The sequence below is a fragment of the Nocardia sp. NPDC004573 genome (genome assembly GCF_053602135.1).
This window is the reverse complement of sequence record NZ_JBSGDA010000018.1, coordinates 1-13673: the sequence shown is the minus strand read 5'-3', so window position 1 is coordinate 13673 and position 13673 is coordinate 1. Positions and strand designations below refer to the sequence as shown.

General features: G+C 66.8%; 15 protein-coding genes. 6 read left to right on the top strand and 9 right to left on the bottom strand.

Annotation, left to right across the window (positions count from 1 at the left end; all coding sequences use genetic code 11):
• The first annotated feature begins 66 nt into the window (after window positions 1-66).
• Both ggh and ACWEKR_RS24855 read left to right on the top strand, forming a co-directional pair.
• The gene (ggh, locus tag ACWEKR_RS24860) at window positions 67-1404 is read left to right on the top strand and encodes a glucosylglycerate hydrolase (protein ID WP_452356514.1); all 1338 of its coding nucleotides are present in this window, start codon (window positions 67-69) and stop codon (window positions 1402-1404) included.
• 66 nt (window positions 1405-1470) lie between these two features.
• Window positions 1471-2211, top strand: coding sequence for a glycoside hydrolase family 25 protein (locus ACWEKR_RS24855; protein ID WP_452356513.1), 741 nt, complete (start codon window positions 1471-1473; stop codon window positions 2209-2211).
• 109 nt (window positions 2212-2320) lie between these two features.
• Here ACWEKR_RS24855 and ACWEKR_RS24850 read toward each other — a convergent pair whose 3' ends face one another.
• The 5 genes from ACWEKR_RS24850 to ACWEKR_RS24830 form a co-directional block, all read right to left on the bottom strand.
• Window positions 2321-4384: a PhoX family protein gene (locus ACWEKR_RS24850; RefSeq protein ID WP_452356512.1), complete on the bottom strand. Its 2064-nt coding sequence runs from the start codon at window positions 4382-4384 to the stop codon at window positions 2321-2323.
• Between the two features lie 233 nt (window positions 4385-4617).
• Window positions 4618-5418, bottom strand: coding sequence for a hypothetical protein (locus ACWEKR_RS24845; RefSeq protein ID WP_452356511.1), 801 nt, complete (start codon window positions 5416-5418; stop codon window positions 4618-4620).
• Between the two features lie 99 nt (window positions 5419-5517).
• Window positions 5518-6048, bottom strand: coding sequence for a lipoprotein LpqH (locus tag ACWEKR_RS24840; protein WP_452356510.1), 531 nt, complete (start codon window positions 6046-6048; stop codon window positions 5518-5520).
• Window positions 6049-6409: 361 nt separating this feature from the next.
• Window positions 6410-6616 carry a DUF397 domain-containing protein gene (locus tag ACWEKR_RS24835; RefSeq protein ID WP_452356509.1) on the bottom strand — a complete coding sequence of 69 codons (207 nt, stop codon included), beginning with the start codon at window positions 6614-6616 and terminating at the stop codon, window positions 6410-6412.
• Window positions 6606-7496, bottom strand: a complete 891-nt coding sequence (locus ACWEKR_RS24830) for a helix-turn-helix domain-containing protein (protein ID WP_452356508.1) — start codon at window positions 7494-7496, stop codon at window positions 6606-6608. The genes ACWEKR_RS24835 and ACWEKR_RS24830 overlap by 11 nt, the downstream gene beginning before the upstream one ends.
• A 253-nt stretch (window positions 7497-7749) precedes the next feature.
• Here ACWEKR_RS24830 and ACWEKR_RS24825 point away from each other — a divergent pair, with 253 nt between their 5' ends.
• The 3 genes from ACWEKR_RS24825 to ACWEKR_RS24815 are packed head-to-tail and all read left to right on the top strand — an operon-like array spanning window position 7750 to window position 9061.
• Window positions 7750-8208 (top strand): DNA-directed RNA polymerase subunit beta, encoded by a 459-nt coding sequence (locus tag ACWEKR_RS24825; RefSeq protein WP_452356507.1) that lies wholly within the window; start codon window positions 7750-7752, stop codon window positions 8206-8208.
• A gap of 5 nt (window positions 8209-8213) precedes the next feature.
• Window positions 8214-8468, top strand: a complete 255-nt coding sequence (locus ACWEKR_RS24820; RefSeq protein WP_452356506.1) for a hypothetical protein — start codon at window positions 8214-8216, stop codon at window positions 8466-8468.
• Window positions 8469-8524: 56 nt separating this feature from the next.
• The gene (locus ACWEKR_RS24815) at window positions 8525-9061 is read left to right on the top strand and encodes a hypothetical protein (RefSeq protein WP_452356505.1); all 537 of its coding nucleotides are present in this window, start codon (window positions 8525-8527) and stop codon (window positions 9059-9061) included.
• Between the two features lie 45 nt (window positions 9062-9106).
• Here the strand turns inward: ACWEKR_RS24815 and ACWEKR_RS24810 are convergent, their stop codons facing one another.
• From ACWEKR_RS24810 to ACWEKR_RS24795, 4 genes are all read right to left on the bottom strand, one after another.
• Window positions 9107-9391 (bottom strand): hypothetical protein, encoded by a 285-nt coding sequence (locus ACWEKR_RS24810; protein WP_452356504.1) that lies wholly within the window; start codon window positions 9389-9391, stop codon window positions 9107-9109.
• Window positions 9392-9478: 87 nt separating this feature from the next.
• On the bottom strand, window positions 9479-11125 hold the full coding sequence (locus ACWEKR_RS24805) for an amidase (protein ID WP_452356503.1): 1647 nt from the start codon (window positions 11123-11125) through the stop codon (window positions 9479-9481).
• Window positions 11126-11150: 25 nt separating this feature from the next.
• Entirely contained in the window at window positions 11151-11606 is a 456-nt protein-coding gene (locus tag ACWEKR_RS24800; RefSeq protein ID WP_452356502.1) for a nuclear transport factor 2 family protein, read from the bottom strand.
• A complete protein-coding gene (locus ACWEKR_RS24795; RefSeq protein ID WP_452356501.1) occupies window positions 11603-12295 on the bottom strand; it encodes an LLM class flavin-dependent oxidoreductase in 693 nt (230 codons plus the stop codon). The genes ACWEKR_RS24800 and ACWEKR_RS24795 overlap by 4 nt, the downstream gene beginning before the upstream one ends.
• Before the next feature lie 280 nt (window positions 12296-12575).
• On the opposite strand from ACWEKR_RS24795, the gene ACWEKR_RS24790 reads away from it, so the two are divergent.
• On the top strand, window positions 12576-13223 hold the full coding sequence (locus ACWEKR_RS24790; RefSeq protein ID WP_452356500.1) for a hypothetical protein: 648 nt from the start codon (window positions 12576-12578) through the stop codon (window positions 13221-13223).
• Window positions 13224-13673: the final 450 nt, after the last annotated feature.

The following is a 13673-nucleotide window of genomic DNA, read 5'->3' as shown; positions in this document are numbered from 1 at the left end:
GCGGATGAAGACGAAACGGACACCGCTGAGCGGGCATATCTGCGGGTGACATCGCAGAATAGGGGGATGGCACATCCGGGCTTCACCCCCACCCAGCTCGCGGCCCGCGCTGCCTACCTGCTGCGCGGCAACGATCTGGGCACGATGACCAGCGCGGCGCCCCGACTGTACCCGCACATGTGGAGCTGGGACGCGGCGTTCGTCGCGGTCGGGCTCGCGCCGCTGAGCGTGGAGCGGGCGGTGGTCGAGTTGGACACCTTGCTCTCGGCGCAATGGAAGAACGGAATGATCCCGCACATCGTCTTCGCCAACGGCGTGGACGGTTACTTCCCCGGCCCGGCCCGCTGGGAGTGCCGCAAACTGGCGGCCGACGCGCCGGACGGCCCGGACACCTCGGGGATCACCCAACCGCCCGTGCACGCCATCGCGGTGCAGCGGATCCTGGATCATTCGCGCAGGCACGGTCGCAGTACCAGGGCCATTGCCGAGGAGTTCCTCAACCGGCGCTGGCCGGATCTGGTGCGCTGGCACCGCTGGCTGGCGCACGCTCGCGATCCCAAGGAGACCGGCCGCATCACGCTGTATCACGGCTGGGAGTCCGGGATGGACAACTCGCCGCGCTGGGATCGCGCCTATGAGCACGTAGTCCCCGGCGACCTGCCGCCCTACCGGCGCGAGGACGTGCTGGTGGTGTCCGATCCGACCCAGCGCCCCACCGACCGCGAGTACGACCGCTATCTGTGGCTGGTCGAGCAGATGCGCCGCGCGGGCTACGACGACTACCAGCTCGCCTCCACCATGAGCTTCGCCGTCGAGGACGTGTTCGTCACCGGCATCTTCTCGCTGGCCTGCGAGGTGCTGGCCAATATCGGCGAGGAGTACAAGCAGCCGCACGCGGACGTGCGCGATCTCTACGCCTGGGCCGACCGGTTTCGCGCCGGCGTCGTCGCGACGGCCGATGCCCGCACCGGCGCGGCCCGCGATTTCGACGTGCGATTGCAGCGGTGGATCAACACCGAGACGCTCTCGATGTTCGCGCCGCTGCTGTGCGGCGGTCTTCCCCGCGACACCGAGCGCGCTCTGCTGCGCCTGTTCGAGGGCCCGCGCTTCTGCGGGCATCCGGATCTGCGCTACGCGCTGCCGCCCTCCACGTCGCCGGTGTCCAAGGATTTCCGTTCCCGCGAGTACTGGCGCGGCCCGGTGTGGCCGGTGATGAGCTGGCTGTTCTCCTGGGTCTTCGCCCGGCGCGGCTGGGCCGAGCGCTCGTTCATGCTGCGCGCCGAGGGGTTGCGGCAGGCCAGCGACGGCAGTTTCGCCGAGTACTACGAGCCGTTCACCGGCGAACCGCTCGGCAGCATGCAGCAGTCGTGGACGGCGGCCTCGGTGTTGGATTGGCTCGGCTGAGGACACATCAGACATCCCATCCGTCACACTGGTAACAATCAGAGCGAATGGCTATCGTCGTGCGGCATGGACACCTGGAGGTCGACCCCTCGCCGCGCCGCGGCGCTGTCGCTGATCGCACTGTCCGGCATCCTCGCCACCGCGCTACCCGCGACCGCCGCGCCGACCGGTCCGGACGTCTCCTCCTGGCAGCACACCGATGGCAGTCTGATCGACTGGTTCGCGGTCAAGCGCGCCGGCCACAACTTCGCCATGGTCAAGGCCACCGAGGGGCTCAACTACATCAATCCGTACTTCGTGCCCGACAGCCTGCTGATGCGCGCCGCCGGCCTCGCTCGCGGCACCTACCACTACGCCCGGCCCAATCTGCCGCCCGAACCGCAGGCCGCGATGTACGCGGCGGTGGCGCTGGGACAGAACGGACCGCTCGACCTGCCGCCGGTGCTGGACCTGGAGAACACCGGCGGTCTCGGCCCGGCAGCCCTGATCGACTGGACTCGCCGCTACCTGAACACTGTGGAAGCACTCACCGGCCGCGTCCCGATTCTCTACACCTATCCCAACTTCTGGCATACCGCGATGGCCGACACGACCGAGTTCGCCGACTACCCGCTGTGGATCGCCGACTATCGCGGCAACGCCCAACCGGAAGTCCCCGGCGGCTGGTCCACGTGGACGTTCTGGCAGACCACCGACAGCGGCACCATCCCCGGCATAGCGGGCCGCGTCGACCTCAACGTCTACAGCGGCGCCCAAGGCGATTTCGCCCGCTTCGCGAACATGAGCGGCGGCACCGGCAGCGGATGAGAGTGGAGCCGCCACTCGCCCAGTCGAGTAGCGGCTCCACCCGTGGGAAAGCCGCGGAGGTGGTCGGCCGTGGTTGCAGGGGGCCGGTGGGGCGCCGCGGCTGTGGTCGTCAGACCCCGATGCGGCCGCCTGCCTTCTTCCAGACCGCCACGACCGAGGGGCGCGGCTGAGCTGTGCCGCCGTCGGGCCAGTGCGACAACGGGTTTTCGGGGGTGGCGTCGTCGGCCTCGCCGGGATGCTGCACGCACACCATGACCCGCGCCTCGCTCACCACCGGGCCGCAGGTCTCCGCACCGCGCGGGACGGTGAGGAACTGCTTGGTCTGGCCGCGGTTCGGGCCGTCGAGCACCACGGCGAACAAGCCGTCGTTCGACTTCAGGGCATTGCCGTCGGTGGAGATCCACAGGTTGCCGTACGGGTCGAAGGCCAGGTTGTCCGGGCAGGAGATCGGGCTGACGTGGGCCTTGTCGTATCCGGCGAAATAGGTGTCGGCCGCCGCGGGATCACCGCAGACCAGCAGCAGCGACCAGGTGAACGTGGTGCCGGTGTGGTTGTCGTCGATCTCCAGGACCTGGCCGTTCTTGTTCAGCTTGCGCGGGTTCGCCTCGTCCGGGCCCTGCTTGCCTTCCGCGCCGCGGTTGTCGTTGTTGGTCAGCGCCACGTACACCTTGCCGGTGTACGGGTTGGCCTCGAAGTCCTCCGGGCGGTCCATCTTGGTGGCGCCCACTTTGTCGGCGGCCAGACGGGTGAACACCGCCACCTCCTCCGCGCTCATGCCGTCGACCAGCGACTTGCCCTTGCCGTCCGCGCCGGTCTCCAGCAGCGGAATCCACTGGCCGGTGCCGGTGAAACCCTGGTCCGACGGCTTCGCGCCGGTGCCGTCGATCTTGTCCGCGTGATCACCGGTGAGCTTGGCGACGTACAGGGTGCCCGCGTCCAGGATGGTCAGGTTGTGCCGCATGCTGGCCGCGCCCGTGCCCGACTGGATCTTGCGCGAGGACACGAACTTGTACATGTAGTCGAACTTCTCGTCGTCACCGGTGTAGGAGACGACGTCGCCGTTCTTCGTGACGTAGATCGTGGCGCCCTCGTGCTTGAGCCGGCCCATCGCGGTGTGCTTGATCGGCGTCGAGTTCGGGTCCCACGGGTCCACCTCGACCACGTAACCGAAACGGTTGGCCTCGTTGGGTTCCTGCGCCAGATCGAAACGCTTGTCGGCGCGCTCCCATTGGTTGGCGGTCTTGCCCGCGGCGAAGCCATAGCGCTCGAGCCGGGTCGCGGCGGCGGACTCGGTAACCTTGTCGCCGTTGGCGAAGTAGCCGTTGAAGTTCTCCTCGCCGGACAGCACGGTGCCCCACGGCGTCAGGCCGCCGGAGCAGTTGGCGAAGGTGCCGAGCACCTTGGTGCCGGTCGGATCGGCCGAGGTCTTCACGAACTCGCTGCCCGCGGCGGGACCGGTCAACTGGAACTCGGTGGTCGCGGTGATCCTGCGGTTGTACTTGCCGAACGTGGGAACGAGCCTGCCGGAGCCGGATTCACCCTTGACCTCCACCACGGTCAACCCGTGGGCGGCCATGGTGACCGCGATCTGCTCGTCGGTCGGCGCGTCCTTGTTGTAGCCACGGAACATGTGCGGGCTGGTGGTGTACTCGTGATTGACCACCAGCAGGTAGCCGTTGGCCTGGCCCTCGATCGGCAACAGGGCGGCGAAGTCGTTGTTGTAGCCGAACTGCTTGGCCTGCGCGGCGGCGGTCTGCTTGTCGAAGTCGAAGGCGGGCGCGTCCGGGAACAGCGGATCGCCCCAGCGGATCACGACGGACTGCTCGTAGCCGTCCGGGATTACCACGGCGTCTTCCTTGTTCGGCGCGACGGCGGCGAAATCGGTGCCGGTTCCCGGCGGGCCCGCGGGTGAGGCCGACACCGCGGGTTTCGGCTCGTCGTCACCGCAGGCGGCGAGCACGCTGCCCGCACCGACCGCGAGCACGGCGGCCGCGCCGCCCTTGATCAGCCCCCGCCGGTTCAGCGAGCTGACGATGTCGCCGAAGTAGGCGCCCGAGGAGGTGTTCGGCGGCTCGTGGAAGCACGCGTTCGCGCACTTGTACTCACATGTCACGGCGGCGCGCGACGACTGTCCGTCGTGCTTCACGAAAAGGGCGAGTGGCTGAAGACTCACGGTGACTCCTGGGTTGGGCCGATGGCCGCACGGTAAACCATCCGGACAATCCGGAAGGGACGGCAAAGTGAACAACCGCCCAATTAGGTAACCCTCAAATTGCCGGACCACCAGACCTGGGAACAAACGGAAACCGCGCCGGTTCGATGATCTCGAATCGGCGCGGCATGGGTGTCGGAAAACAGCTGCCTCGTTCTCGGTGGGACCGGCTCGGATTTCGTCCGGCCCACCCATCAGGCGTTCACCGGAAGGGCGATGACGACCTCGCTCTCGTCCTCGGGCAGGTAGTGCGCCCGCAGGATGCGACCCACCTGAACCTGGGCGACACCGGCCGGGGCGAGGAACTTCGTGACCCGGGTGGCGAAGGTGGAGCCGTCCGGCCGGGTGACCACCAAACCGAGCTCGACCTCGGTGTGCCCATCGCGGATCGTGCCGGTGACCGACAGCGACTGCACCACCGCCTGGGTGGCGATGCCCCGCTCGGCGATGTCGAGCTTGTGCCGGGTGGTCATGCCCTTGCGGATCAGCGACTCGTTCATCGCCTGCTGTGCGGCGGACGCGTCGCCGGACAGGTCGACCTCGACCCGGTCGGTGCGGCCGGGCAGGTAGCGCACCGGAAGCACCACCCCGGCCCGCAGCAGGGCCAGTTCGGTGAACGGCACGATCATCTTCGCGGCGGAGTGGAAGATCTTGCCGTCGGCGCCTTCGACGCTGAACTCGACGTGGACCTGCGGCTGGTCGTTGACGGTGACCCCGGTCTGCCGCACCGACCGGACCGTGCCCAGGCCGGTGAGCCCCTCGCGGAACTCGGCGCTGTTGCGTCCGGTCAAGGCGATCATGATCCCTTCGCCGGTAAAGGCGAAGACCATGGGGACCAGGGTGAACGCGAGGATCGGCAGCGCCATCTCGACGCCGAGCCAGCCCATTCCGGAGGGCTCCCAGTCGCTGGTGGGGACGTAGGTGACAGCGTGGTAGACGTAGTAGCCGATCGCGGCGGCGCCGAGGGCGAGGGCGAGCAGACGGATCCTTTTCATGACATTTCCTTTTCGGTGTGCGGTTTCGGGGTTCGCCGCGCCCCGTCATCCCGGTGGTTCGAGCGGGATGACGGGGCGGACCGGGAGAACATGCGGCGATCAGGCGCCGACGATGGACGAGCAGGCGAAGGTGATGTCGAACTTCGCGGTTTTCGGGGCGGCCAGCGGGTTGGTCAGGTCGGGGGCGCCCACGCCCTCGCCGGTGACCTTGAAGGTGTTGCCGTCCTTGACGACCGTGGCGGAGCCGCCCGGCATGCCGTTGCCGAAGCCGACCGCGTAGGGCAGGCCGTTGTCGCCGCCCTTGCTGCCCGCGATCCCGACGGCCTGCACGGTGTTCGCGTCGGTGATCGTCGCGCTCACCGTCAGGTTGCCGTAGGCGGAGTTCGCGGTGTCGGTCAGCGCGAGCGCGAGGGTGCCGCCCTGCTTGGCGCAAGTGGTGTCGAACTTCGCGTCGAAGGCCTTGCCGTCGACCGAAGCGACCGACTTCCCCGCCGGAGCGGCCGGCTGCGCCGAGGTCGGCGCGGGCGCGGCGGGCGAGCTGCCCTTGCTGTCACCGCAGCCGGTGAGCACGGCGACCGCGGCGGTGGCGGCGAAAGCGGCGGCGGCGATGCGGAACGAAGTGGTGTTCATGGTCTGTCCTTGTCGTTTGCGGGGCGGAGGCCCCTGGTTCTGTTTCCCCGGCCCTTGTGTGGGGCCGATGAGAAAAAGGTAGGAACGATTCGCGCCCTACCGATCCCAGGTTTTCCACATTTCCGCAGGTAGAGGACCTAACTCCACCCCCAACCAGCCACCGTTCCCGAACGCGGCGGTGCCGTCGAGTGGCACACGGCTGTGGCATTTCGCGAGAAGAGTCTCGACCATGTGCCGCTGATCTTGATGTGTGCGGTGGCTGTCGGCTGCCGGGTCGCGACTTCTCGGTCGAGATACAACGAAAACGGCCCGGCCCCTGTCCTTTCGAGGACAGCGGGCCGGGCCGCAGGGATCGCTACTGCTAGGGGCGCATGAACTCGCCGTCGTTCACGCCAGCGGTGAACGCGTCCCAGTCGCTGGGAGTGAACACCAGCGCCGGGCCGGTGGGGTTCTTCGAGTCGCGGACGCCGACCATGCCGCCTTCGAGGTGCGCGACCTCGACACAATCCTTCGCCCCGCTGCTGCGGCTACTCTTGAACCACTTCGCACTGGATAGGTCAACGCTCACTGTCATACTCCTTCGCGATCTTGAAGATGAGGGTTCGACTGCCTGCCTCATCCAGCGCCAGACGGTCCAGTTCTGCGCAGGCTTGACGGTACTGCCGGATCTCGTCTGCGCTTTCAAGGTACAAGTCGCCCAAGAAACCTTGCACATAGACCACGGGTGGCACCGTCAAATCTGCGGTTGGGTGGCGCGGAAACTCCAACAGCACGAATATGCCGACCAGAAGAGCGCGGTACGCGCCAACTGTCGCAGGCACAACGCGGATCGATACGTTCGGCAACTCCCCGACCTCCAACAAGTGGCGGAGCTGGGCAGTCATGATTTCGGTGTTTCCCGTCTTGCGTCGAAGCACAGACTCATCGACAAACACATGAAAGGTAAGGGGATTACGTTCGTCGGTGAGCCGTGATTGGCGTTTGAGTCCGACCTGCAACATGCGTTCGGCATCCTCGGCGGGCTTGTTCGGGAACTCCGTCCAGATAAGCGCGCGCTTGTACTCTTCAGTGTGCAGCAGGCCCGGCAAGAACGTCGTCTGGTACGACGTGATCCGGTTGGCGGCATCCCCTAGACCGACGAACAGATTGAAGTCCTTCGGGATCGTGTCCTCGGCAAATGCCTGCCACCAGCCTTTCGCACCCTTGGTTTCCTTGACCAGCTCCAGGACGACCCGGGTCTCCTTCTCAGTGGCGTTGTAGAGCTGACACAGTCGCTCGATCAGGACCGGGTTGAAGCGGACCGGTTGACCGGTCTCCATCTTCCAGATCGTTGATCGCGCGGAGGCGATCGCGGTAGCTGCGGCATCTCTCGTGATGTCGGCGCGCTCCCGCAGCGTCTCCAGCTGCATGCCCAGGATGCGCCGGGCGATTGTGGAATCTGTTGCCATCTCGACCTTCCGGAGTGTGTTGCAACTCGAACAAGGATGCGTCAACAACTAAAACGACACCAGATTTTTGCGAACGTTTGCGTTGAAATCGTCCCGGCCAAGCGGGTTTTGGGTGTCTCCTGATCGTGCGCCCGGCGGCGTGAGCAAGCGACGGCGATCTTCCGCTCACGTTCCCGACGCCGGTTCGCCGCCCAGCACGGGTGGACGGAGCCGGGCGCACCTACCCGCCTTCTCTGTGAGTTGAGGTCTACCGATGGATGACGGAGCGTTCGGGGACACACCGCTGTCCCGCTGCATGTTCTATCGCAGGAATTGCGGCTTCAACGCCGTGATCGACCCACCGGAACTAGGGCGGATCGTGATGCGGGCCGGGTCTGTGTGGGCGGTGACGATGCCCAGCGGATTGGGCCGAGCGGTGAAAGCGCACATGCAGGGCAGGGGTGTCGCACTCGGACCTGTTGTCGGACACACGCGCTCGGATCGCTGGACGTTCCTCATCCGTCCCGACATCGAAGACGACGACGTCAAACTGTTCGCCGAGATGTTCCGCAGGGATGTGAGCATCGCGCGAGAGGGAGCCGTCATAGCGCTCCCTTCCCCGGTCCCGAACGGCTCCATCCGGCAATGGGTTGTCCCGGCTCGGAACGCCTTCCTTCCGTCCGGCCTTGCAGTCATCGATGCCGTGCGGGCCTGGTCCGCACTAGCGCGATGATGCCTGTGCTCATCGCCTTCGGGGTTGTCTCGTGGCTCGCGATCTGTTTCTTCGTGAGCACGGCGATCCTCGAGTACCGCGTCACCCGCGCGGAACGGCTCTATCTGGAGCGGGCCGCCAGCCGATCGCTTCCATCGGACGTCGATATCGAGCGCCTGTGTGACCTCACCGAGCCGCGCCGTGATCCGTGGGTGCGCGCGGAACCGGGTCCGGCTCAACCGCTCCCGCTCCACCTTCGCGTGGCGGCACCACGCACATGACTCCGAAGTTCTGTCGCGGCTCCGCGCCGCCTTTCTCGTGGGAGGTGTTCGACCGAATGGCCATCAACGGCGATACCGAGGCCGACTCGAGCGGGCCGTGCTACGACACCGACGTCCTCGCCCGGACGCTTTCGTGGCTGGACCACAGCAACCCGCACTGGCCGATGCAGAGCTACGAGGCCGCGCGCACGGCCTACCACCATCACCAGAACTGCCCACCCATGACCTGCGCCACCTACATAGCGGCGCTCTACAAAATCAGGAAATCGGTTGGCGCCGACGGTGTTTCCGATGCCCTGCGCCAACGATCGATCATGCGAGCACCCGGCACGGAATCTACCGTGGGGCGCAAACACGAACCGGCCCTCGACCACACCCGAGAGCAACTTTCACCGCACCCGGAGCAGCCGGACGTGCGCCTGGCTGTGGTGATCGACGGCCACCGCCTGGACTTCGCCGCCTGCCTCACCTCCGCCTTGTGGTTCCTGCAAGAACAGCACCGGCGACGGTTCGTCGACTCCGTCGAGGTGATCCCAGGCGACACAACGGGCTTACGCCGGCTGCCGAACGAGCGACTGTACGACGGACCGTGAACGAGCGGGGACCACGAGCATCGCCCGATATGCCACGCCGATGCACTACTCGCGGCGACGGCGCAGCGCCGCGAAGAGACCGAGTACGGCGACGCCCATCAGCCACGCCGTTGTCCCGAGGCCTGCGGTGATGACCGTTCCCCACAGCATGATGAACGGCCCGAATTCCGCCACGCGCGCCCAGTATCCACAAGGGCCCACATCTTGCGGGATGGTCGCGCATTCGGGGTGGCCGATGGCCGCGAAGGCCAGGGTCGCGAGCAGCGGAATCGCCACAGCCACACCGAGTACGATCGCCAGACTTCTGATGGGACGGAAGAGGGCTGTCATACGGTCAGACCCTAAGCGCGGCCGGTGGCGCACTTCTTACCGGCGAGTGTCGAGGGCCTTCGTCCCCGACAGGCCCTCGATGCACGCCTACTTCGGTGGCTGGAAGCCGCCGATTCGCTGTTCGAGCAGTTCGGCCAGCCGCAGTGGGGTGCGGTCCTCGAACATCGGGCCGATGAGCTGCACTCCGACCGGCAGACCTTCGGGGGATCGACCCGCCGGTACAGCTGTTGCGGGAAGGCCGGGCATGGTGGCCAGCCCGGCCCAGACGAGCTGGTCGAAGTACGGGTACTCGACCCCGTCGATGTCGAGCCGACGCTCCATCAGATCTGGGTTGTGGTCGTGCGGGAACGCGGGAGTCGGCGTGATGGGACACACCACGGCATCGAACTCGCCGAACAGCTGCCGCCAGCCGTGGCGGTGGATCTCGCGACGGTTGTTCACCTCGATCCAATCGCGATGACTCGACACCATGCCGCGCAGCCGCGCCGCGTCGAGGCTCTGGTCGTCCGCGCTCAGGCCGGCTGCGCGTGCCTGCAACTGCTCGTAGGTGTCGATGGGAAATCGCGCCACGGAGCCGGAGAACAGCAGCCGCGTGTAGAGAGTCGCGGCTTCGGCCAGATCGGGCAGTAGGTGGCTGTGCCGTTCGACGCGGGCACCACTGGCGACAAGCGCGTCGGCCACCCGGTTCACGCCCGCTCGAACCGCGGCCCCGGTCGCGATGAACGGATGCTGGTCGAGGACCAAGACCCGGAAGTCGCCGAGTCTCTCGTGGCGCGCGGGCGGCAGCGTCACCTCATACGCCACGCCGAGCGTCAGCGGGTCCGGTCCGGCCATCACGTCGAGCAGCAGAGTGAGGTCACGGGCGGTGCGCGCCATCGGACCGACAACAGCGAGGTCGGCCTCGGTCGGCAAGGCCGGCGCAGGCGGCGGGGTCATACCGCGCATCGCCGCCAGCCCGAGTGTCGGCTTGTGCGCGTAGACGCCGCAGAAATGCGCCGGGGTGCGCAACGAACCGGCGAGGTCGGAGCCGATGGACAGCGCACCGAAGCCGGATGCCAGGGCCGCGGCCGATCCGCCGGAAGATCCGCCCGACGTGCGGCCGCGATTCCACGGGTTGTTGGTGGTGCCGTAGATCTCGTTGAAACTCTGCACATCTTGCAGCCCCAACGGCACATTGGTCTTGCCGAGCACTACCGCGCCCGCGGCCTTCAGCCGCGACACCTGCACCGCATCCTCGGCCGGTGCGAAGTTCCGGTACTGCGGCATGCCCCAAGTCGTGGGCATCCCGACCATGTTGTAGGACTCCTTGACCGTCACCGGGATACCCAGCAGCGGCCGATCGTCGCCCCGGCTGCGCGCCTGGTCGGCATGCCGTGCCGCCGCCCGCGCGCGATCGAAGTCCGGCACACAGATGGCGTTGATCGCCCCGTCATGCCGCTCGATCCCAGCGATCGCCGCGTCGGTCAATTCCACCGAGGACACTTCACCAGCCCGCAACGCGGCCGCCATCTCACCCGCCGACCAAAGATTCCATTCCATGACTTCGAAGCTAACGGCCATCCGCAGAGGCCATAAAATTACTTTTCTCGCAACGGAAACAATATGGCGAGTTCCTCCGCGAGGGCACATCGAAGTGCCGAACGCAATAGGAATCGTGGTGGCACCGGAGACGCCGTGGACGTGGGCGGGACGATCGGCGGCGGCGAGAGCCGTCGATGTCTCGTCCCCCGACAACCAGTACGCCGTCCGGACTTCGCGATCATGAAGCGAGTTGGGGATCTCCGCTGGTAGTGGTAGCCGAATCACCGAAGACATCGCGATGGCCGCGTGCGGTATCCAGGTATTCCCGAACCCGGTGGATCAAACCGTCGCGCAACTCGAATACCAAACAATAGTCGTTGACGTATCGATTTCCGTTCGCCAGCGTGGCACTCATCGTCTCCTCCACAATCACCCGATTACCGTCGGAATAGAAGCCGTGGAAGTTCACCACGACATCGGCGACGAACAAGCGCGGGAAGTCGTTCGCGAGAAACTGCGTGATGGCCGTGCGGCCGACCATGTGACTGGGTGCGTTCAGCGCGACCGCGGTCGCGTTGCCGGACGGCGCCAGCCACTCCGCGTCGGTGGTGAAGAATGCCGCGATCTGCTCGGCATCATGGCTGGCGAACGCACGCCACGCGGCCTGGACAACGGTCCTGCTGTCGAGTGTCATGGACCGCAGGGTATAGCCGCGAACAGCTGAATTTCCTCCGCGGCGGCCGCCGGGTCGTCCGGAAGCACGGTCAGTGCGTCCGCCGCGCGCCACGCGGCAGGGTCGGTGTCGGGGGGCGCCATGTGCGGCGCGACAGTGTCGCCGACAACCGGAACCGCGAGCGCCAGTTCGGCATCCCCGATGGTGCGGAACTCACCTACCAGCCGCTCGACCTCGCCCCGAGGCTGACCCCCCAGCACGAAGGTGACCGTGTCCGCGACCTCGGCCGCCAACGCCCGGGCCTTCGGACCGTATACCGCCATCGCCACCGGCGTGTGACGGTCCGGGCCGTCGAGATCTCGCAGCGCCCCGACGGTCTCGCGTACCTGCGCCAGCCGCTGGTTCGGCGGCGGTACGGCGGGCTGTCCCTTGTCGCGGAGCTCGTCCTCGTTTCCCGGCCTGCCGGTGCCGATGCCCATCTCGAAGCGACCGTCGGTCAGCAGCGACAGCGAGTGCGCTTCCCACGCCGTCAGCCAGGCCGGGCGAAGCGGAGAGGCGTACACCCACGTCCCCACGCGCAGATCGGTCAGGGCCGCGGCGGTGGCCAGCATCGGGCCTGGCGCCGGTTGCGTCTGCGGGAAGTCGGGCACCAGCAGCGTCGAGTAGCCGCAGTCGGCGATGCGGCGCACGCGGTCTCGCCACGTCGGCACGTCAGTCCTGAGCGGGGCAACGACCCCGAACCGAAACGGTCTCGTCATGCCTGGATTCCTCTCCCTGTCCGCGAGATCATCTACCGACCACCCCTCGGGAAGGTCCATGATCATGTCCTTACAGAGACATCGACGGCGGATCGCCCCGAAAATCATCGGTGCGGCCGAGAGCGTGGACGCGCTCCTGCACGCGGCGATACGGGGCGACTACGGGGGATCGCCTGGACGGATAGTTGTGCGGATGCCGGTAGGAGCCGGTTCGGTTGTAATACTCGATCTGATGGACATCCGATCTGTCCCCGCGACTGTATTGCGTGAGCGGCTTCGACACGTCCGGTGGATCGGTGGGGGCAGCGGCGCGGGGAAGACGACGATCGCACGGAATCTCGCGACGCGGCACGGGCTGCGGGTGTATTCGACCGATGCGGCGATGCGCGACCACGCTGCCCGCAGCACGTCCGATGACGCGCCGTTGCTCAGCCGCTTCCGAGCGATGGATATGGACGAACGCTGGGTGAACCGATCACCTGAGACGATGCTGGAGACGTTTCACTGGTTCCACGGTGAGGGTTTCGGTTTCATAGTCGAGGACCTGCTGGGTATGTCTGCCGAAACCGGTGTGATCGCCGAGGGGTTCCGCCTGCTGCCGCGATTGGTCGCGCCCCTGCTCCCGACCGTCTCGCACGGCGTGTGGCTGCTTCCGACACCCGAGTTCCGCCGGGCCGCATTCGACCGGCGCGGCTGGGACATCCCCGCCAGGACACGTCACCCGGAGCGTGCCGCACAGAACCTGCTCGACCGCGACCGGTTGTTCACCGACCGCATTCGCGACGAGACCACACGCCTGCGCTTGCCCGCTATCGAGATGGACATCGCGATGATCGAGACTGATCTGACCGACGCGGTCGGCCGGGCGTTTCGACTTTGAACCAGAGGGCCATCTCGCCGTGTCCGCTCTCGACGATCGCTCGTTGAACGCCCGAAGCCCCGCTCGATTCGCGCGAGCCGGGCTCCGGCGAGGGTGCGGCGCATTGGTCAGCTGAGGCCGTATCCGATTCCGAACGTGACGGCCAGCCATCTGAGGACCCTGTGGAGGCCGGCACCGAGATCGAGGCCGAAGAAGCCCATCGATCTCATCTCCTTCCGAGACCGAAATTTCTGCGGTTCCCCGACCTGGTCATGATCTTATCGCTGGTCACCGACCTGCCGCATCATCGATCGGCGCTGCTGGAAGGCCGGTCGGCGCGGTCGGTGGCGCGGGCGCGGCCGAGGGGGAAAGGCAGGGTGATGGGGTCGCCGGGGTGGTGGGCCTCGATGAGTGTGAGGTGTGCGGTGAGGCCGGTCAGGCCGGTGAGGCGGGCTTGGCTGTAGGGGGTGC